The organism is Bradyrhizobium sp. UFLA06-24 (assembly GCF_054967145.1).
The window spans coordinates 22,365-43,655 of record NZ_JADFUE010000018.1 but is presented as its reverse complement, the minus strand read 5'-3'; the positions used below and the strand labels follow the sequence as shown (position 1 = coordinate 43,655).

The following is a 21,291-nucleotide window of genomic DNA, read 5'->3' as shown; positions in this document are numbered from 1 at the left end:
GGAGCGCGCCGATTACGTCGCAACCACCGGCCCGGCCAGCACGCATCGCGCCGCCCGCCCGGGCCCGATCTCGGTGCTTTCGGGCAGCTGCTCCAGGCAGCGCGGTTCGACGAGCTTGCAGCGGGGGGCGAAGGAGCAGCAGTTCGGCTTTTCGGCCAGCGACGGCGGGGTGCCGGGGATGGTCTCCAAGCGCTGGCCGCGCCTCGCGCCATGAATGGTCGAGGCAAGCAGGCCCTTGGCATAGGGGTGGACCGGCGAGCGGACGATCTCGCGAAGGCTCCCCTGCTCCACGACCTGGCCGGCATACATCACCGCGATGCGGTCGCAGATCTCGATGGCGACGCCGATGTCGTGGGTCACGAAGATGACGGACATGCCGAACTCGCGCTGCAACTCGCGAAGCAGGAGCAGGATCTGGATCTGCACGGTGGCATCGAGGGCGGTGGTCGGCTCGTCCGCCAGCAGGATTTTGGGCCGGCAAGCCAGCGCGAGCGCAATCATCGCGCGCTGGCGCATGCCGCCGGACATCTCGTGCGGATAGGCGTCCAGCCGGCGTCTTGCGGAGGGGATGCGCACGACATCGAGCATCTCAAGCGCCCGCGCCCTGCCCTCGGCATAGCTCCTGCCTTCGTGGCGCACGACGCTTTCGGCGATCTGCGCACCGATGGTGTAGACGGGATCGAGCGCCAGCGCGGGTTCCTGGAAGATCATCGACACCGTCTGGCCGCGGAACGACGACAATTCCTCATCGTTCATCGCGAGCACGTCTCGGCCCATCACCTTGACCGTGCCCGTGATCTGCGTGCGCTTCTTCGGCAACAGCCGCATCAATGCGCGCAGCGTCACGCTCTTGCCCGAACCGGACTCGCCGAGCAGGCCCAGCACCTCACTATCGCCGAGCGAGACACCGAGATCGTTCACGGCATGGACCGTGCGCTCGCCGGTGAAGCGGATGTTGAGGTCTGAGATCTCGACGAGCTTGGTCATGACGGCAGCTTGGGTACCCGGTCGTGATAGTCGGTGACGCGCTGGAACGCGGCGCCGATGGTGAGCAGCGTCGCTTCATCGAAGGACCGGCCGATCAGCTGCATGCCGACAGGCAGGCCGCTCCTGGTGAAGCCCGAGGGCACCGTGAGCGACGGCAGGCCCAGGAAGTTCACGGGACGCGTGAACAGCGTCAGCCGCTGCAGCAAAGCCGGCGCGTTGGGTCCGCCGCCGACATCGCTCTCCTCGATCGTCGGCGCCGGGATCGGCGAGGCCGGAGCGACGATCGCATCAACGCCTGCAGCTGCCGCATTGTGCGCGGCGAGTGCCGGGCCGCGCCAGCGCATCGCCTCGAGATAAGTAATGGCGGGAATGGCGAGCCCGTTCTGCAGCCGCATCAAGGTCTGCGCGCCATAATCCTGCGGCCGCTCGATCATCCAGCGCTTGTGGAAGGCGGCCGCTTCGGCGGCCAGCACGAGCTGGCTCGCCGACGACAATTGCCGCTGGTCGGGCAGCTCGACCTTGACGATATCGGCGCCCTCGCGCTTGAGCACGGCGATGGTTTCGTCCAGCACGCGCGCGACCTCGCTGTCGAGATCGTCGACATAGAAGGACGCGGGCACTCCTATCTTCAAACCTTTCAGCGAACTCTTGGTCGCCGCGACGTAGTCCGACAGCGGCTCATGGCTTGCGGTCGAGTCTTCAGGATCGGGGCCGGCGATCAGCGCCAGCAGCAGCGCGCAATCCTCCGCGGTGCGCGCGAGCGGGCCGACGGTGTCGAGCGATTGCGACAGCGGCATCGCGCCGGCGCGGCTGACACGACCAACGGTGGTCTTCAGCCCCGTGACGCCGCAGAAATGCGCGGGCATGCGGATCGAGCCGCCGGTGTCCGAGCCCAGCGCCGCATAGGTCAGGCGCGCGGCGACCGACGAGCCGGAGCCAGAGGACGAACCGCCCGTGATATGCGCGAGGTTCCAGGGATTGCGCACCGGGCCGTAATGGGCGTTGTGCCCGGTCGGGCCATAGGCGAATTCGGCCAAATGCAGCGTGCCGAGCCTGATCTGACCGGCGTCCTTCAGACGTTGCAAAGCCGTGGACGTCACCGTCGGCACGAAATCGCGGCGGATCAGCGAGCCACAGGTCGCGACGTGGCCGGCATCGTAATACATGTCCTTGTGGGCGAGCGGCACGCCGTGCAATGGGCCGCGCGCCTCGCCTTTGGCAAACTCCGCGTCGGCGACACCGGCCGCTTTGAGCGCGGCCTCCGATTCAATCGACATGAAGGCGTTGAGATGCGGCTGCCACTGCGCAATGCGGTGCAGCAGCGCGCGCGTCACCTCATGCGAAGACAGCTGCTTCATCGCGATCGCACGCGCGACCTCGGTGAGCGTCATCAAGGCGGGTTCGAGGCTCACTTCGACACCTTCTGGGTCTGCGCGAGAGGATAGTGCGCGGGCTCGAGGTCGAACGGCAGCGTGCCGGCGATGGCCGCAAAACCTTCGAAGGCCGGCCCGATGGAATTTGAGATGCGGGTCGCGATCTCGTCATCCACGGAGATGCCGGCAAGTTGCGCGATAGGCTTGATCTCTTTCGGTGTCGGTCTGGTCATGAATTCGTCTCCCTCGGCGCGAGGCTATGGCCCGATCCCGGAATGGCCATGTAGCACGCAGCCTCGTGGCCCATATTATCCAGCGCCGTAAGCTTTGGTGACGCATTTGCGCAGAGCGGCTCCGCAAACGGACAACGGGTATGGAAGCGGCAGCCCGCGGGCGGGTCGATTGGATTGGGCGGGTCGCCCGAGATCGGCGGCTTCTCGGTGCGCCTGTCAGGATCGGAGGACGGCATCGCCGCCAGCAAGGCACGCGTATAGGGATGCGCCGGGCTGTCCCAGACCTGATCGACCGGACCGAGCTCGACGACCTCGCCGAGATACATGACAAGCACGCGGTCGCTGATGTAGCGGACGACGTTGAGGTCATGGCTGATAAAGAGATAGGTCAGGCCGAATTCGCGCTTGAGGTCGGCGAGCAGGTTGAGCACCTGCGCCTCGACGGATTTGTCGAGCGCGGAGACGGCTTCGTCCAGGATCACCAGCCGCGGTGAGAGCGCCAGCGCACGTGCGATGTTGACGCGCTGGCGCTGGCCGCCGGAGATCTCGTGCGGATAGCGGCTCGCGAAATTTGCAGGTACCAGACCGACCTTGCCGAGCAGCTCGCGCGCCAACGCCCGCGCCGCACCATCGGCCATGCCGTGGACCTTCGGGCCGAAAGCGATGGATTCCTCGATCGTCAGGCGCGGATTGAGCGAAGCATAGGAATCCTGGAACACCATCTGCATGCCGCGGCGCAGCGCGCGCAAGCTCAGCGACGGGCCCACGGTCATGCCGTCATAGATGATGTCGCCGGTGTCGCGCGGCATCAAATGCATCAAGAGGCGCGCGGTGGTGGACTTGCCGCAGCCGGATTCGCCGACGATGCCGACGGTCTCGCCTTTGGCTACGGAGAAGGAGACGTTGTCGACGGCGCGCACGGTCCGCTTCGCGGCGAACAGCCCGCCGCGCACCGGGAAATGCTTGGTCAGCCCGTTGACCTGAAGCAACGGCTGCGCGACCCCGCCGACATCCTCGACGGGCTCCAGCATTTCAACGGAATTGTTGCTCTCGCTCATGGCCGCGGTCTCCCACCTCTCCCCGTCGGGGAGAGGTCGGCGCGCAGCGCCGGGTGAGGGGGCGCGGCAAACTCGGTGGAGCGTAACCCCTCACCCGGACCGCACCTTGCGATGCGATCCGACCTCTCCCTGTGGGAGAGGTGGGGCACCGCCGCTGTGGCAGTCTGTGTCGATCCCATCATCTCAGTTCCTGATATCCATGGCGCTGCGCAGGCCGTCCGAGAGCAGGTTGAAGCAGATCGAGACTGCAAAGATCATCGCACCCGGCAATGCCGCGACCCAGGGGTTGACGTAGATCGCGGTCCGCAAGGTGTTCAGCATCAGGCCCCATTCCGGCTCGGGCGGCTTGGTGCCGAGGCCGAGGAAGGAGAGACCGGCGGCCAGGATCATCGAGACCGAAATGAGGCTGGTGGCATAGACGAAGATCGCCCCCAACACGTTGCCGAGAATGTGCACGCGCATGATGGTGAACGGCCCGGCGCCGGAGGCGCGCGCGGCCTCGACGAAATCCATGTTGCGCACGCCTGTGGTGACGCTTTCGGCGACGCGGGTGATCTGCGGCACGAACACGATGGTCAGCGCCACGATGGAGTTGAGGATGCCGGCGCCCAGTGCGCCGGAGATCGCAATCGCGAGCAGCACGGAAGGGAAGGCGTAGAACACGTCGACCGTGCGCATGATCGCGGTATTGAGCCTGCCGCCGACATAGCCGGCAATGATGCCGACCGAGGTCCCGATGCCGAAAGCGAGGATGACAGGCAGAATGCCGATGACCAGCGACAACCGCCCGCCATAGATCAGCCGCGCCAGCATGTCGCGGCCGAGCTCGTCGGTGCCGAGCGGATAGCCTGGGGTCCCGATGTGGCGGAGGCGGCGGATCATCGAGCCCTTGTACGGATCTTCCAGTCCCAGCCATGGTGCCAGGATCGCGGAGACGAAGACCAGCAACAGCACGATCGCGCAGGCCATGCTGACCTTGTCGCGCAGGATACGGCGGCCCACGGTTGCCCAATAACCGCGCGCCTTGGTGGCAGGGGCGGCCTGCAGTGCGGCGTCGCTGGGGGCGGACAATGGAAGCTCGGTCATCGGGTCGCTTCCGAAAGTTGAGACGATCGACGCGAGCCAAGCAGGTGGTGTACCTCGCCCGCCTGCGGGAGAGGTCGCGCCGAAGGCGCGGGTAAGGGTTTTCTCCTCTTGGGGTTCCTCGCGCGTGGAGAGACCCCCACCCCGGCCCTTCCCCGCAAGCGGGAGAGGGGGCGGACCTTTTGCGCGGCTACAGCTCGGCTCATCCCACTAGCCCCGCTTGATGCGCGGATCGATCGCGGCCTGCGCGATGTCGACCAGGAGATTGAGAAAGACGAAGAACAGCGCCAGCACCAGGATCGTGCCCTGCAGCAGCGGCAGGTCGCGCTGGAAGATCGCGGAGTTGAGCAGGAAGCCCGAGCCCGGCCAGGAGAACACGGTCTCAATCAGGATCGAGCCGCCGAGCATGTAGCCGAGCTGAAGCCCCATCACGGCGAGCGCGGTCGGCGCGGCGTTCTTGACGACGTGACGGAATACGCCGCGCTCATGCAGGCCTTTTGCGCGCAGCGCCTCGACGAAATCCTGCGAGAGGATGTCGCCGGACAGCGCGCGGACCGTGCGGGTGACGATACCCATCGGGATCACCGAGGTCGTGATCGCCGGCAGCACCAGATATTTCAGGTGCGCCCAGTCCCAGGCCCAGGAATTGGAGCCGTTGGGTCCGGCGCCGACGGCCGGCAGCCAGTTCAGCTCGACCGAGAAGATGATGACGAGCAGCATGCCGAGCCAGTAATGCGGCACCGCAACGCCGGCGATGGCAAAGGAGGTCGCGACCTTGTCGATCCAGGTTTCGCGAAAATAGCCGGCGATCAGGCCGAGCAGAATGCCCATCGTGAAGCCGATGATCGCGGCAGCGATTGCGAGCGTGACCGTGTTGCCGACCGCGCGCATGACCTCGGCGAGCACGGGGCGGCCGGTGGCGATGGAATTGCCGAGATCGCCGTGCAGCGCGCGGAGCAGCCAGAGCCCGAACTGCACCGGCAGCGGCCGGTCGAAGCCATAGGCGGCGCGCAGCTGCGCGGCGAGCTCCTGCGAAGCGTCGGCCGGCAACACAGCGACCAGCGGATCGCCCGGCGTGATGTGCACGAGCAGAAAGCACACCAGCGCCACGCTGATCACGATCGGGATGACATAGACGATGCGTCTGGCGGTATAGGCGAGCACTGATTGACCTGACGTGGTATCGCAAGATTGCGTGGGCTTCAGTGAGGGACGCACAATGGGAGGGTTCCCTCCCCCCTTGTGGGGAGGGTTAGGGAGAGGGGTGGCCACAGAGAGACTGCGCGTGTGGGCCCCCTTCCCCAACCCCTCCCCACAAGGGGGAGGGGAGCCCTACCAGGGTGCTCACCTCACTGTATCGAGATCGGCGAGAAGTCGATGAACCAGCTCTTCGGCTGGATCACGCCTATCACCTTCGGGCTCATGGCGCGCGGGCCGACGTCGTGGGCGACGTAGAGGAAGGCAGCGTCGTCGACCGAAGCGGCGTGCAGCTCGGCGAGAGCGGCGTCGCGCGCGGCAGGATCAAAGGTCTGCCGGGCCTTCTTCACCAGCTCGTCGAACTTGGGATTGTTGATGAAACCCCAATTGTTCGAGACCGGCGGCGCCATGCCCGATTGCAGGAAGCGCACCAGCGCAAAGAACGGATCCATCGCCGCATAGGTGACATTGGTCGCGTTCGAGCCATTGGCGCTGGGGTCCTTGGCGCCGCGGCGCCAGTTGGTGAACAGCGTATTCCACTCGATGACGTCGAGCTGCACGTCGAAATAACATTCGGCGAGCGCCTGCTGCAGATATTCGTTCATCGGCAGCGGCTGCATCTGACCCGAACCTGAAGCAGACGTCTGGACCTTCACCGTCAGCTTCTTGTTCGGGCCGAAGCCGGCCTCCTGCATCAGCTTCTGCGCAGCCGGCTTGTCGTACTTGATCTCGAAGCTCGGTTTTCCCCGCCAGGGATGGCCGGGCTCGAAGGTGCCGGTGGCGGGCACCATCAGGCCCGCGAGCAATCCGTCCTTGAGACCTTCGCGATCGATGCAGAGATTGGCGGCCTTGCGCACGCGGATGTCGTTCCAGGGCGAGCCTTCGATGCGCGAGAACTGCCACGGCCAGACATGCGGCTGCTCGTTGGCGTAGAGTTTGAAGCCGCGCTGCTTGAGCTCGGGCAGCGCATCCGGCGCCGGCGCCTCGATCCAGTCGACCTGTCCGGAAAGCAGCGCTGCGGTGCGTGCATTGGCTTCCGGCATCGGCAAGAGCACCATCTTGTCGATCTTAGGCACGCGGGCCTTGTCCCAATAATCCGCGTTCTTGACCAGCTCGAGCCGCTCGCGCGGGGTGAAACTCGCCATCTTCCACGGGCCGGTGCCCGCCGCGTCCTTGGCAAACGCGGCCCAGGCGGCCTGCGACTTTGCCTTGGCGTCGGCGCCTTCAGCCTTGTCATAGAAATGCTGCCACTTCGCCGGGCTCGCCATGAAGAGGTTGGTGAGGTTGATCGGCAGGAAGCTGTCGGGCTCCTTGGTGGTGAGCTCGACCGTCATGTCGTCGATCTTCCTGGCAGAAGCCAGCGTCGGCATACGGGAGGCGGTGACGCCGACCTGGCTGGCATCGAACTGCGGCGCGTCCTGCTTCAGCACCTTCTCGACGTTCCACACCACGGCATCGGCGTTGAAAGGCGTGCCGTCATGGAAGGTCACGCCGGGGCGCAGCTTGAACATCCATTTGGTCTTGTCTGCGTCATCGACCTTCCACTCGGTCGCAAGGCCGGGGATGACGACGCTGGCCTTGTCGGCCGAGGACAGGTCCCAGCCGGTGAGCGCGTCATACATGGTGACGCCGGTAAAACGGTTGCCCTCAAAGCCTTGATCGGGCTGACCGAGGGTGCGCGGAATATCGGCAGCCGTCATGCCGATGCGCAACACGGTTTCCGCGCTGGCGACGCGCGGCCATGCCGCCGCAGTCGTCAGGGCCAGCGCCGCAATCAACGCGGCGCGTGTCGTTATCCTTATAAGCATGACGTCAGTCCTTCTTCGGCTTTCGCTGATTAATTTTGATGCAAACGTATGCAATGGCTATGCCAATGGGGAAACTTATTCTGCAAATTGGCCCTGCGACGACAAGTCCTTGTGATCGCGCGTGTGCATGGGCGCCGCGCTGCCTATTCTGGCATCAAGATTGCAAGTTTGGCTCCGAAACTTCTCTGGGAGCTTTGGGCCATGCGTATCCGATTATCGACCTGTCTCGCCGTGCTTGCGCTGGGCCTATCCGCAATCTCAGCGCGCGCTGAAACGGTGGTGCGCTACGGCATCTCGATGGCGGATATTCCGCTGACGACCGGCCAGCCCGATCGCGGCGCCGGCGCCTATCAGTTCACGGCCTACACGATCTACGATCCCCTGGTTGCCTGGGAGATGGACGTCGCAGATCGGCCCGGCAAGCTGGTGCCGGGGCTCGCCACCGAGTGGAAGGTCGATGACGCCGACAAGACCAAGTGGCGGTTTACTCTGCGCAAGGGCGTGAAGTTTCACGACGGCAGCGACTTCAACGCCGATGCGGTGGTCTGGAATCTCGACAAGGTGCTCAACGACAAGGCGCCGCAATTCGACAAGCGGCAGAGCGCGCAGGTGAAGACCCGCCTGCCCTCGGTCGCCGGCTACGCCAAGATCGACGATTTCACCGTCGAGATCACCACCAAGACGGTGGACTCCTTCTTCCCCTATCAGATGCTGTGGTTCCTGATCTCGAGCCCGGCGCAATATGAAAAGCTCGGCCGGGATTGGGACAAGTTCGCCAGCCAGCCCTCCGGCACCGGGCCGTTCAAGCTGACCAAGCTCGTGCCGCGCGAGCTTGCCGAGCTCAGCAAGAACCCGGACTACTGGAACGCCAAGCGCATTCCCAAGGTCGACAAGATCGTGCTGGTGCCGATGCCGGAGGCGCTGACGCGCACCAATGCGCTGCTCGCAGGACAGGTCGATCTGATCGAGACCCCGGCGCCCGATGCCGTGCCGCAGCTGAAGGCCGCCGGCATGAAGATCGTCGACAACGTCACGCCGCATGTCTGGAATTATCACCTCAGCGTGCTGCCGGGCTCGCCCTGGACCGACATCCGCCTGCGCAAGGCGCTCAACCTTGCGATCAACCGCGACGAGGTCGTCGGCCTGATGAACGGGCTCGCCAAACCGGCCAAGGGCCAGGTCGACCCGTCGAGCCCGTGGTTCGGCAAGCCGAGCTTCGAATTGAAGTACGATCTCGCGGCGGCGAAGAAACTGGTCGAGGAGGCCGGCTATTCAAAAGCAAAGCCGCTGAAGACCACCTTCATCATCGCGCAGGGCGGCACCGGCCAGATGCTGTCGCTGCCGATGAACGAGTTCCTGCAGCAGAGCTTCAAGGAGATCGGCATCGACATCGACTTCAAGGTGGTCGAGCTCGAGACGCTCTACACGCATTGGCGCAAGGGCGCCGCCGACGAGATCAACGCCGGCATCACCGCCAACAACATCGCCTACGTCACGTCCGACCCGCTCTACGCCATCGTCCGCTTCTTCGCCTCCGACCAGATCGCGCCTGTCGGCGTCAACTGGGGCGGCTACAAGAACCCGAAGGTCGATGCCCTGATCAACGAGGCCAAGCAGACCTTCGACACCGCCAAGCAGGACGAGCTGATCGCGCAGGCGCACGCATTGATCGTCGACGATGCCGTGCTGGTCTGGGTCGTCCACGACACCAACCCGCACGCGCTGTCGCCGAAGATCAGGCAGTTCGTGCAGGCGCAACACTGGTTCCAGGATCTGACGACGATCGGGGTGGAGTGAGGGGGCACGCCCAGCTGCCGTAGGGTGGGTTAGCCGAAGGCATAACCCACCATGCTGCAGCAAACGCCGACCGGCGTCCGTGGGTTACGCTCGACGGACTGCGCTCCGCATCCGCCGAGCTAACCCACCCTACAAGACCTACTTCGTCAGCAGCGCATACGCTCCGCTCCAATCCTGCGGCGGCGGATTGGCCTGATAATCCTTGATGCGCGCTTCATACAGCCTGAACAGCTTTTCCAGCGTGTCGGCGTCCTCGCTGCGGCGGCCGCGCTCGATGGCGTCGAGCGCGCCCTGCCAGTCGCGGCCGCGGTAGCAGCCGAGCATCTCGATGGTGATGTTGCGCAGGCGCTGGAACGCGGCCGAGTGCATCACATCCTCGCGGCCGGCGATGGCGTAGATCACCTCCGGCTCGCTCTTGCCCTTGACCATGATGAAGTCGAGCTCGAGGATGGCGAACCTGTCCTTGACCGCGAGCGCGGTCCGGGAGCCCACGATGATCGGGAAGCCGTATTCCTTGGTCTGGCCCTCCAAGCGCGAGGCCAGGTTCACACTGTCGCCGAGCACCGAATAGTTGAACTTCTTGTCGGACCCCATGTTGCCGACCACGCCGATGCCGGTGTTGAGACCGATGCCGACGTTGAGCGGGATGTAGGCATGGCCGCCGTCGGCGGCCTCGCGCTCGCGCTCCCGGTTGACCTCGTCGATCTTCTCGAGCATGCCGACCGCCGCCTCGCAGGCGTTGATCTCGTGCGCCTTGTCATCAAGCGGGGCGTTCCAGAATGCCATGATGGCATCGCCCATGTATTTGTCGATCGTGCCCCTGTGCTCTCGGATTACGTTGGTGAGCGGCGTCAGGAAGCGGTTCATCAAGGTGATCAGACCTTGCGGATCGTGCTTGTAGGTTTCCGAGATCGAGGTGAAGCCGCGCACGTCGGAGAACATGATCGTCATCTCGCGCTCCTCGCCGCCGAGCTTGAGCTTTTCCGGCGATTGCGCGAGTTGCTCGACCAGCTCCGGCGACATGTATTGCGCGAACATGCCGCGGATCTGCACGCGCTGTCGCTGCTCGCGCACGAAGCTCGCAAAGATGAAGGTCAGATAGATCGCGGTGGTCGACAGCAGGGGATAGGTGAAGTCGATAAGATACCGATACCGCGCGTAGAAGAACCAGGACGTGCCGATCAGGATGGCGGCGAACGTCGCGCCGGCGAGCACCAGCCGGACGGGGCCGAGATTCGGCGTGAAGATGATCACGAGGATGCCGATGATCATTGCAGCGAGCAATTCAACGCCGAGCGCGTAGTTCGGCTGCGAGATCACCGCGCCGCTCAGCACGCTTTCGAGCACCTGCGCGTGGATCTCGACCCCCGGCATGTTGGCCGAAACCGGCGTGGTCTTGAGGTCGTTCAGCCCGACCGCCGAAGTGCCGATCAGCACCAGCTTGCCCCTGATCTTGTCCGGCGGCACGTTGTTGTCGAGCACGTCGGCCGCCGAGACATAGATCGAGGGATCCTGCCGGGCATAGTGCACCCAGAGCTGGCCGTTCTTGTCGGTCGGAATCTCGATGCCCTTGAGGCGGATGGCGCGGATGCCGGTCTTGTCGGTGCGAACCAGCAGCGTCGGCGTCCCCGTGACGACCCGCAGGATCTCGAGGCTGAGCGAGGGCATGATGTTGCCCTGGGCGCGCATTATCATCGGCACGCGGCGGATCAGGCCGTCGCGCTCGGTCTTGATCGTGAACAGGCCACGGCCGGCCGCGACCTTCTCGATGACCGGCACGTTGCGCAGCAGGCCAGGGAATTCGAACAGGAAGTTTTCGGCATTCTCTTCGCCGACGGTCGCGACGCCAGTGAAGGGAAGTGTGTTGTCGAGCGCGGACCCGACCGCTGGCTGACCGGTCTCGCCCAGCACCACGCGCGAGCGCTTGATCGCGTCGGAGAGGATCTGGTCGTTGCTCGGCAATTCGCGCAGGCGGGCACGGGTGACGTCGTCGAGATAGCGCATCTGATCGGCCACCAGATCCGGATTGAGCCGGTCCGCTTCCGAAAACACGACGTCGAACCCGACCGCCACCGCGCCGAGATTGGTGAGATTGATGATCAAATCGGCGATCCGCGTGCGCGACCACGGCCACTGGCCGAGCCTGGCAAGGCTCTTGTCGTCGATATCGACGATGGTGACGGGCCGCACCGTCTTGTGACGCGGGTCGAGCAGCTGGAACATGTCGAAGGTACGCAGCCGCACCTCCTGGACCGGCGGCGGATCCCAGACGCGCAAGGCTGCAAATCCGATCAGCAACCCAAGGCACACCAGCCGCGCGAACCCGAACTTCTTCGTGAACCACCGGCGCCAGGTTTTGAGACGTTTCATCTCGCCCGAAATTCCCGCAATCCGCCTTCGTCAGATGTCCGGACCACAATACGCAATCGCCCGAGCGTTTGATACCGGAATCACTGCGATATCGGGTCACCGCGGCCCGCGTCATCGCAATGGAGCCGGGGGAGCGTCCGTCAGGCGTGGTTCGCCAGGATGAAGTCGCTGGCATGCATGCTGCTCGCCACGAGGTTCTTCAGCAGGATCGACTGATGGTCATCGAGCGTGACCAACGTGTCGCTTCCCTGCTGCGTAACGGCGATATCGCTGAAGGAATGGATGTTGGCAAACTGCTGCAGGTCGATCTTGTCCTGACCCGAGTCGAAATTAACGATGGTGCTCTGAACCGGAAGCGTCGAATTTGCAAACGTGAACTGGTCCTGCCCGACGGTCCCGACGAGAATGGGTCCTGTCGGTGGGTCGACGACCAGCGTGCCGCCGGCACCATCGCTCACGAAATTGAAGCTGTCGACGGTGTAGCTCCCCGAAAACTTGATGATCGCCGTGTCGGTCCGGTCGCTCAGCGTCAGCGTACCGCCCAGCTGATCGGCGTTCTGGGTATAAGTCACCCCGGTAAGGTGCGAGAAGTCGATGTCCTTGAGATCGAGCAGGTCCGAATTGGTGACGGTGCCGTCACCGGCAAAGCCGTTGATTACGCCGGTGTAATCGGCGGCGTGCTCGATCACGAGCGTGCCGGTGGTTCCGGATTCGTTGGTGAAGGTCACGTCCTGTGCGGAGGCCTCGTTGAGATCCAGCACCGTGCCGCTGCCGATCGTCATCGACGTGTCGGCGAGCGGATCAGACACCGTGGTGCCGCCATGGCCATCGCTCTGCAGATTCCAATTGATGTCTTTGCCGAGGAAGGACAGGGTAATCGTGGTCGCGCCGTTGTAGAAATCGACGGTCGTGATCTTCGTGTCCGAATTGTAGTGGGCCTGCGCCGACATCGTCGCCGTCCAGGCTAGGTCCTTCATGTCGATCTCGTTGCCGGACGACAGCGGAGCCCCGGCCGGAGACCCCGAGATGAAGCCTCGGAAATCCTTGGAATCGTCCAGGACCAGGGTTCCCAGGCCGTTGTCGTAATAGACGACGATCCCCGAAGCGGCGCCCTCGATCTCGACGACGGCCTTGTTGGAGATCTCGATGGCTCCGGTGCCGCTGACATTGCCCTTGATGTCGACAGTCGAGATGTTGTTGTTGGAGAAAGGGCCCGCCTCGATCAGGCCATTGTCGAGCAGGTCGCCGCTCACCGTGAACACGGTGCCGGGCTCGGTCAGCAACGTCACCCCCGAGATGACGGTGAGGTCGTGGATCGTGACGCTGGTCGTGCTGTCGATCATGTAGGTCCCGGCAGCATCGAGCTTGACGTCGTAGCTCGCACTGGGCACCCCCACGCTCCAGTTCGACGCAGTGTTCCAGCTGCCACCGGCCGTGTTGATCCAGTGGTCGACTGGGGCGAGTTCGACGATGGTGCCACCGGCGCCGTCGCTGCTCGTGAGGAAATGCACGTCGCTGTAGTCGCCGATGAGCGTGAGCGAGATGCTGTCACTGTGCGTATCGCTCACGACGAGCTTGCCAGTTTCGTCGTCGTAGACCGCCGTCGTTCCGCTGTCCCAGACGATAGTCGACAGATCGATCTTCTCATTGGCGGCAAAGCCGGCGATCGCACCGCCGAAGGTCGCGGTGTCGATCTCGAGCTCGGCGCCGGCGCCGCCGAAGGTGACGGTCTGCGACACCACGTCCTTGATATCGAGCGACGCGCCGGCGTCGATCGTAACCGAGCCGGAGCCGGACAGTGATCCGAACAGCGTCAGCGTCCCGGTGTGGACCTCGATGAGGTGGTTGTTGGTGATTGTGCCCGTGATCGACGCCGTGCCCCAGCTGCCGATCTCGCCCCCATTGGTGATGCCCGGCCCATTCACGACAGCCGATGCGCCATTGAGCAGATCGATTTCGCCGGCATTGACGATCGAGGACAACGTGCCGAACACGCTTGTTCCGGATACCGTCCAGATTCCGCCCGCCTCGTTGTTGAAGGTGGCGGTGGCGACCGAGATGTTGCCGTTGATGTGGCCGGTGTTGTTGATGGTGACGGCGCCGCCGGACTCGGCGATGGCATAGGTCGTCGACGTCACGCTGCCGGCATCTGCCGGCCCGATCGTGCCCGCATTGTCGATCAGCGCCGTGCCGGTCATGTTCTCCTGAACGAAGATCGCATAGTGGCCGCTCGCGCCCACGACCGAGCCGTTGTTGATGATATGGGTCGAGCCGGTGGCGACCGGGTTGCCGGTCTCGCCCGTGTCGTTCTGGGTGACGACGACACCGGCCGTTCCGGTGGCGGTGAGCGTGCCATCATTGAGAATGGTGACACTGTCTTGGCCAACCGCCACGACTCCCAGAGCGACCGAACCCGTGGCCGCCCCCTCGTTTGTGACGCTCACATCACCGCCGCCGTGGTCGAAAGCTCCGATCGCGATGCCAGCGGAGGTGATCGACGACGAGGCACCTGTCGTGACCGTGATCTTTCCGATGCCCCAGGTGAAAGCATCGATGCCGTAGCCGGCATCCGCGGTGATGGTCGCGTCGCTGATGACGGTGACGTCGCCGTTGACGGCATTCGAGAAGGTGGCGTTTCCGCCCGGCTTGTAGCCGGCGATGATGGCGCCGGGCGTGGCGCCGTCGTTGTTCAGCGCGGAGCCGGAGTGGATGATGCCATGGGCCTTGACGGAGATCGTGCTGCCGGCACCGTCCGCGATCGCGGCGGCGTAGTTGACGGCCACGATGCCGGAGCTCCCCGACGCGACGATATCGCCCGCCGCCAGGATGACGTCGATATCGCCCTGGTCGATGGTGTAGGCGAGAATGCCGTAGCTCGTCGCGCCCTTCACCGACGCGCCGGCCCCGAGCGTGACGGTAACGTCGCCGGTGCCACCGCTGAGCGCCTGGGCCCTGATGCCCTCCTCCGCGCCAACGATCGTGGTGCCGGCCGCGTCGTTCACGGTGACGTCGCCATTTCCGTAATTGTAGGCGTGGATGCCGTATCCCGCCGCGGCGGTGATGCTGGCATGGTTGTTGACCACGACCGAGCCGTTGACGTCAGCGTTGACGCTGCTGCCGTTCGTGGCGCCGGTGTAGCCGGCCTGGATGCCGGCCGGTGTATTGCCGCTGAGGTTGAGGCTGCTCCCGGAATTGATGGTGCCGTAGGCGTTGACAATGATCGTGCTATCCTCGGACGCGCCGATTGAGGTCGCCCGGTTGACTGCGACGATCCCGGAGCTGCCCGACGTTACGACACTGCCGGCCTCCGTGGTGACGACGACGTCCCCGCTGCCATAGCTGCGCGCGCGGACGCCGTAGACCGAACTGCCGGCGATATTTCCACCGGCGTCGATCGTCACGTTGCCATTGCCCCAGGTCGTCGCATCGATGCCAAAGGCACCGCCGGCCGCGCCGCCGAGCTGGGTGATCAAGATGTCGCCGGCATTGGCGGCGTTCAGGTTCTCGGCGAGAACGCCTGCCGAATTCGCGCCGGTGCCGGTCGCCATGCCGCTGAGGTCGTTGACGGTGATCCCGCCGCCGCCATCGGCGCCGAAACTCAGCCAGATGCCATGGCCGGTCGTTCCCTTGATGTCGCCGGTCGCTTTCAGCGACACGTTGCCCACGCCGTTCTGGGTGACCGCAACGCCATTCGCCGCTCCGGTCAGATTGCCGGTCAGCGTCAGTATGATCGCGGCGGGCTGGCCGCTGGCGCCACCGGTCGACGTGACATCCAGCGCGTCGCCGCTCGAGGTCGTGATGCCGGCATCGCCGGTAACGATGAAGGTGCCGGCCTGCGAGGCGAGCACCGTAATGGTCCCGGTGAAATTCTGGCCCGACACCTTGTCGAGCTGCAGCGTATCCACCCCACCGGCGAAGGTGACGGTCTGGGCGGTGGCGCCGCCAAGTTCAAGTGTTGCGCCGTCGTCGACGATCAGCGCACCGACACCGGTCAGACCGCCGGAGAGGTTCAAGGTCCCGCTCTGCACCTCGATGGCGCCGGTGTTGCTGACGCCACCCGTGACCGTGTTGAGGCCGGTGACGCCGTAGAGATTGCCGGCATTGCTGAGGCTGCCGCCATTGATCGAGGCTCCGGAAAGATAGAGCTCCGATTGGCTATCGACCGTCACCGCGCCGGTGACGCTATTGCTGATCGTCAGATTTGCGAGCTTCAGCGTGCCGTGGTTGACCGCCTTGAGATTGGCGGTGTTGGAGATGTCCTCACCGGAGATGTCGAGCTCGCCTCCGCTTGCCTGGATCAGATTGTGATTGACGATGGCGTGGAGCGTGGCCGGATCGATTGTCAGCGTGCCGCCGGTGACGGTGATCGTGCCCGTGTTGGTAATACTTGCGTCGTTGATGGCACTGGTATCGGTCGATACCAGCATGCCCGCGATCATCAGCGTTCCGCCGTCGATGGTTGCTCCGACGAGACCGAGCGTAGAGCCAGACGCGACCGAAACCGCACCTGCGGTGTTGGTCACCGTCGTCGAGATCAATTTCAGCGTGCCGCCGTTGATCGCAGCTAGCGTGCTGGTGTTGGTGACGGCCTCGTGGTCGATGTCGAGTTCGGCCCCGTTGGCCCGAAGTGTGCCGGCATTGGCGATGGTGGCCGAGGTCGTGGCGACAAGCGTCAGCAGGCCGCCGACCGCTTCGGTCAGGCCGTTGTTGGTGATGCACGCATCGGCGATCGTTGTCGCACCCGACGAATCCAGCGTACCCAGGACGGTGAGCTTGCCGCCAGTCAGATTCGCATCCGACAGCGTCAGCGTCCTGCTCGCATCGACCTTGACGATGCCGTGATTGGCGATCGCGGTCCCGGTCACGGCCGCGTCGCCGAGCGTCAGCGTCACGCCGCTCTCGACCGTGACGGCGCCGGTGCTCAGGCTGGCGTTGCCATCGATCTTGCCGGCTCCGGTGACGTCGATCGTGCCGCTGCCGTTGACGCTGCCGCCCGAGATCTCCGTGCCCGACAGCGTCAGCGTCTGTCCGCCGTCGACCGTCACCGTTCCGGTATTTGTCACAACGTCGTTGAGCAGCGTCGCGGCGCCGGCGATCTCCAGCGTGCCGGTGTTGGTGACCGCGCCACCCTGAACCCGCGCCCCGTCCTTGAGCTTGACGGTGTTGTCGAACGCGATGCCGCCATTGTCGGTGATGACCGTGCCTGACACGGTGGCGCCGTCGAGCGTCAGCTCGGCGCTCGCGATGACCGCGCGCGTGCTTAGCGTCGCACCGCCGTCGATCTTGCTGGTGCCGGTGACGTCGATGGTGCCACTACCGTCGATCGTGCCGCCCGAAATCTCCGTGCCGGACAGCGTCAGCGTCTGGCTGTCATTGACCGTTACCGCCCCATTGTTGGTCACGACGTCGTTGAGCAGCGTCGCGGCGCCGGCGACCTGCAGCGCGCCGGTATTGGTCACCGCGCCACCCTGGATCGTGGCATCGCCCTTGAGCTGAACCGTGTTGTCTAGCGTGATGCCGGAATGGTCGGTGATGACCGAACCGGACACGGTGATACCGTCGAGCGTCAGCGCGGCATCGGCGATGATCTCGCTCGTGCTCAGCGTCGCCCCACCGTTGATCCTGCTGGCGCCGGTGATGTCGATCGTGCCGCTGCCGTTGATAGTGCCGCCCGAAATCTCCGTGCCGGACAGCGTCAGCGTCTGGCTGCCATCGACGGTTACCGTGCCATTGTTGGTCACGATATCATTGAGGAGCGTCGCAGCGCCCGCGATCTCCAACGTGTCCTTATTCGTGACCGGACCGCCCTGGATCCTGGCTCCGCCCTTGAGCTGGACCGTGTCGTCGAGCTCGACGCCGGACTGAACGGTAATCACCGAACCGGACACGGTGACGCCATCCAGCGTCAGCTTGGCGTCGGCGATGACCGCGCTCGTGCTCAGCGTCGCGCCACCGTCGATCTTGCTGGCGCCGATGACATCGATCGTGCCGGTGCCGTTGACAATGCCGCCGGTGATCTCGGTGCCCGACAGCGTCAGCGTCTGACCGCCGTCGACCTTCACCGTGCCGGTATTGGTCACGACGTCGTTGAACAGCGTCGCGGCGCCGGTGATCTCCAGCGTGCCGGTATTGAGGACCGGGCCGCCCTGGATCCTGGCACCGCCCTTGAGCTGAACGGTGTTGTCGAGCTCGATGCTGGAATTGTCGGTGATGACCGAACCGGACACGGTGACACCGTCGAGCGTCAGCTTGGCATCGGCGCTGACCACGCTCGTGCTCAGGGTCGCGCCACCATCGATCTTGCTCGCGCGCGCGACGTCGATCGTGCCGGTGCCGTTGACGGCGCCGCCCGAGATCTCCGTGCTCGACAGCGTCAGCGTGTGGCTGCCCTCGACTTTCACCGTGCCGAGGGATGAATTGACGACGGTCTCGTGCAGGAGTTCAACCGCACCCTTGACGTCGACCATGCCGGAATTGTTCAGCGTGCCGTTCTCGATCAGGCTGGTGCCATCGAGCTCCAGCGTGCCCAAAATGGTGACGGTGCCGCCATCGACGGTGGCGCCGTCGACGATCAACGTCGCGCCGGCATCGGCCTTCAACATGCCGCCGGTATTGTGGATCTCGGCGAGCGTCTTCAGGGTGCCGCCGAGCAATTCGAGCGTACCTGAATTGGTGATCACGGCATCGACAGCAAAATCCCCGCCGACGGCCAGCTTTAGAGTGCCGGCATTGGTGAGCACGCTGGTGTCCAGGATCTCAGCCAGCCCGCCCACCGAGATCGTACCGGTCGCGGTGTTGGTGAGAATCGAATCGGCGCTCATGTCAAGCGAGCCCGATATCGTCAGCGAGCTCAAATTGAGCAGCTCCGGCGGCGGACCGCCGAAATCGTTCATCGTCACCGATCTGGCAAAGGCAGCCGCATCGATCGTCGCCGGAAAGGACGGCGTCAGGCCGTGCAGCTGGTCAGTGATGACGATGACGTCGTCGTCGATGGTCGGGACCGTACCGGTCGCCCAGTTCGTGGGGTTTTCCCAGAAACCGCCGGGAGGCACGTCGGGCTTCGCGGTCGCAATCCACACCACGGCGGGAGCGTCGGTACCGGTGATCTCGACCGTGATGGTCTGCTGCGCGGTGGCCCCTTGCGAGTCCGTGAGAGTCACGGTGTAGACCAGCGTCAGCACCTCGCCCTTCGGGATGAAGTCGGCGAGATAGACCGGCAGATCGGCCAGCGACCAGTTGATGGTGCCGGTGCCGTCGCCGGTGCTATCGGCGGCGATCGCGACCGACAGCGCGCTCTGGAACGCCGCGAGAGGACCCGGCGGAACGGTGCCATGATCAGGCAGGGTCGCGCTGGTCAGCGCCACCGAAATCGTGTGCTTGTCCGTGAGGTCAACGTCGGTGAAGTCCAGCGTACCCGATGTCGGCACATCACTGGTAAGCGGACCGCCCGGAACGCTGGTGCCGCCCGAGAACGTGATGACGGGAGCGCTGCTGGTGATCACAGGCTTGTCGTTGGTGCCCGTGATCGTAATCGTGATCGGGATGAACGTGGTTTCAGGCTGGACTGCGAAATTGTCGTCGACGCGGACCATGTAGGTCAGCGTCAGCGTTTCACCGGCCGCCAGGAAGTCGAAGACGTGGTCGGGGATCGTGTAGGTCCAGACGGCCGAACCGTTATTGGTGTTGCCGCCGTCAGGAACGACGCTGAGCTGGATCTGCGTCGCGGCGATGTCCTGCTTCTGCAGAGCGGTGAGCGAGCCGGTGACATCGTGCTGGCCGGCGTCCTTGTAGACATAGTTCGGCGCAGCAGCGAGATCCACCGCCACCGTCGGCCGGTCGCCCAGGTTTTGATCGACGAACGTGATCCGGCCGGACACGGTATCGGGCCCGATGGTGTCGCCGGTCGCATCCGAGTGATCGGCGGTCGCCTTCGTGTGCTCGGTGAGCTTGAACGACGATGTCACGTTGCCGTTGGCATCAAGGCTGCGCGCCTGCGGCGGGCCGGGAAAACGCTCGGCTGCCTTGTCCGCGCCACCTTGTCCCGAACCACCACCAGTGTTCACGGCATTGTTGAAAGTCGCGGTCGCGGTGGCACCGGTGTCCGTCTTGATGAAGACAATGTTGCCGTTCTGCGTGATCGTATCGGTGAAATTCGTGGTGAGCTTGGTGTTGGTGTTGTTGTCCGTGAACTTCAGCGTGAACACGTCCGTGATCAGCTTCTGAACATCGGGCGACAGCAGCGCATTGGTAACCGAGACGTTGCCACCACTGATCTGGATCATCTGGCCGGCCTGGTTGACCGTCGCGATCGGCAGCAGCGTCAGCTTGTCGAACAGGATGTAGGAGCCGGTGGTGCCGTTCGGCTCGACCAGCACCTGGAAATTCGCCTGCGGCTGCGGATCGCCGCCGCCTGCGGGGACGACGAAGTTAATCTCGGTCAGCACCGCCGTGCCGCGGATGCCCATGGTGGCGACCGGCGTGTCGATCTTCATGTCGCCATGCTTGGCGGTCTCGCCGGCGACGAAGGTGATGGTGCCCGCAACCAGGCTGAGCAGCGAGGAGTTGTTCGACCCGTTGGGGTCGTAGACCATCTCGTTCAGCACCATCCGCGCGTTGGAGGACAGGCCGAACACGGTGCCGTCGACGAAGGTGATGCCGAGCGTCGATTCCGAGCCGGTCGAGACGACGTCGCCCTTCTCGACGTTATCGCCGTTGTTCAGGACGACCGAGACGCCGTTGCGGATCGCGGTTGCGCTTCCGGTCAGCTTGGTGACGTGACCGATGACCTGCGCCGCGGCGGCACCGGGCGCGGCCTGCGCGACCTGAACGTAGCCGGTAAGCGCGCTGACGATGTCGCCGGTGAGATGGGCGCCGTCGGGCGAGGCAATCGCCGCGCGCTTGTCGCCCCTGAAATAATCGTGAACGACGAGGTCGTGGCCGTCGTGGGACAGCACGAGATCGAGACCGGTGCGCTTGAACTCGCCGTGGAAGATGAGGTTGGGGTCGGCAATGACGACCGCGCCATCGGGCACATGACCGTGGGCCTTGGCGGTAAACGAATCGACATGGCTGGAGGCGGGCGAGAGGGAACCCTGGCCATCCAAAGAAAGCGCGGCGTCAAATTTGCCAGCGTAATTCAACCGGGCACCAAAAAGAGGTTAATATTTATGTAAGTATCGATTGCCTAAGCTTGCATATCATTACCAAGTCCTTAGCGAAACCATCCATTGCTTGTGTGATTTCGCGTGACTTGGCAGGGAGCGACTATGCTTACGGCGACATCGGTGGAGAGCCTGAAGTAATCGCCCGACCTATTGGAAGTATAGCTTGGCTTATCCGGGCACATTTTCCGAACCCCCGAGTATTCTGATGTATAAATTCGACA

At 64.3% G+C, this 21,291-nt stretch carries 10 protein-coding genes; 1 reads left to right on the top strand and 9 read right to left on the bottom strand.

The features are described 5' to 3' along the window. Positions 1 to 12: 12 nt before the first annotated feature. The 7 genes from IF809_RS16680 to IF809_RS16650 all read right to left on the bottom strand — a co-directional run bounded on the left by IF809_RS16680 (position 13) and on the right by IF809_RS16650 (position 7,739). On the bottom strand, positions 13 to 987 hold the full coding sequence (locus IF809_RS16680) for an ABC transporter ATP-binding protein (RefSeq protein ID WP_128968713.1): 975 nt from the start codon (positions 985 to 987) through the stop codon (positions 13 to 15). Next, entirely contained in the window at positions 984 to 2,399 is a 1,416-nt protein-coding gene (locus IF809_RS16675; protein WP_128968714.1) for an amidase, read from the bottom strand. The genes IF809_RS16680 and IF809_RS16675 overlap by 4 nt, the downstream gene beginning before the upstream one ends. Next, positions 2,396 to 2,593 carry a hypothetical protein gene (locus IF809_RS16670; protein ID WP_128968715.1) on the bottom strand — a complete coding sequence of 66 codons (198 nt, stop codon included), beginning with the start codon at positions 2,591 to 2,593 and terminating at the stop codon, positions 2,396 to 2,398. Before IF809_RS16670 ends, IF809_RS16675 begins: the two co-directional genes overlap by 4 nt. Then, positions 2,590 to 3,651, bottom strand: coding sequence for an ABC transporter ATP-binding protein (locus tag IF809_RS16665; RefSeq protein ID WP_164938918.1), 1,062 nt, complete (start codon positions 3,649 to 3,651; stop codon positions 2,590 to 2,592). Before IF809_RS16665 ends, IF809_RS16670 begins: the two co-directional genes overlap by 4 nt. Before the next feature lie 183 nt (positions 3,652 to 3,834). Continuing rightward, positions 3,835 to 4,737, bottom strand: a complete 903-nt coding sequence (locus tag IF809_RS16660; RefSeq protein ID WP_128968717.1) for an ABC transporter permease — start codon at positions 4,735 to 4,737, stop codon at positions 3,835 to 3,837. Between the two features lie 207 nt (positions 4,738 to 4,944). Continuing rightward, positions 4,945 to 5,898 (bottom strand): ABC transporter permease, encoded by a 954-nt coding sequence (locus IF809_RS16655; protein ID WP_128968718.1) that lies wholly within the window; start codon positions 5,896 to 5,898, stop codon positions 4,945 to 4,947. A gap of 185 nt (positions 5,899 to 6,083) precedes the next feature. Next, positions 6,084 to 7,739: an ABC transporter substrate-binding protein gene (locus tag IF809_RS16650; protein WP_462838023.1), complete on the bottom strand. Its 1,656-nt coding sequence runs from the start codon at positions 7,737 to 7,739 to the stop codon at positions 6,084 to 6,086. A gap of 201 nt (positions 7,740 to 7,940) precedes the next feature. Here IF809_RS16650 and IF809_RS16645 point away from each other — a divergent pair, with 201 nt between their 5' ends. Further along, positions 7,941 to 9,536, top strand: a complete 1,596-nt coding sequence (locus tag IF809_RS16645) for an ABC transporter substrate-binding protein (RefSeq protein WP_462838022.1) — start codon at positions 7,941 to 7,943, stop codon at positions 9,534 to 9,536. 138 nt (positions 9,537 to 9,674) lie between these two features. Here the strand turns inward: IF809_RS16645 and IF809_RS16640 are convergent, their stop codons facing one another. Together IF809_RS16640 and IF809_RS16635 are read right to left on the bottom strand one after the other, a co-directional pair. After that, positions 9,675 to 11,906 carry a CHASE2 domain-containing protein gene (locus tag IF809_RS16640; RefSeq protein WP_128968721.1) on the bottom strand — a complete coding sequence of 744 codons (2,232 nt, stop codon included), beginning with the start codon at positions 11,904 to 11,906 and terminating at the stop codon, positions 9,675 to 9,677. 140 nt (positions 11,907 to 12,046) lie between these two features. Continuing rightward, complete coding sequence (locus IF809_RS16635; RefSeq protein WP_462838021.1) at positions 12,047 to 21,046, bottom strand: hypothetical protein; 9,000 nt, start codon at positions 21,044 to 21,046, stop codon at positions 12,047 to 12,049. Positions 21,047 to 21,291: the final 245 nt, after the last annotated feature.

What these genes read in the sequence shown, in the direction of transcription:
- IF809_RS16680 (WP_128968713.1), bottom strand. Translation starts at nt 987, where the DNA reads ATGACCAAGCTCGTCGAGATCTCAGACCTCAACATCCGCTTCACCGGC.
- IF809_RS16670 (WP_128968715.1), bottom strand. Translation starts at nt 2,593, where the DNA reads ATGACCAGACCGACACCGAAAGAGATCAAGCCTATCGCGCAACTTGCC.
- IF809_RS16665 (WP_164938918.1), bottom strand. Translation starts at nt 3,651, where the DNA reads ATGAGCGAGAGCAACAATTCCGTTGAAATGCTGGAGCCCGTCGAGGAT.
- IF809_RS16660 (WP_128968717.1), bottom strand. Translation starts at nt 4,737, where the DNA reads ATGACCGAGCTTCCATTGTCCGCCCCCAGCGACGCCGCACTGCAGGCC.
- IF809_RS16650 (WP_462838023.1), bottom strand. Translation starts at nt 7,739, where the DNA reads ATGCTTATAAGGATAACGACACGCGCCGCGTTGATTGCGGCGCTGGCC.
- IF809_RS16645 (WP_462838022.1), top strand. Translation starts at nt 7,941, where the DNA reads ATGCGTATCCGATTATCGACCTGTCTCGCCGTGCTTGCGCTGGGCCTA.
- IF809_RS16640 (WP_128968721.1), bottom strand. Translation starts at nt 11,906, where the DNA reads ATGAAACGTCTCAAAACCTGGCGCCGGTGGTTCACGAAGAAGTTCGGG.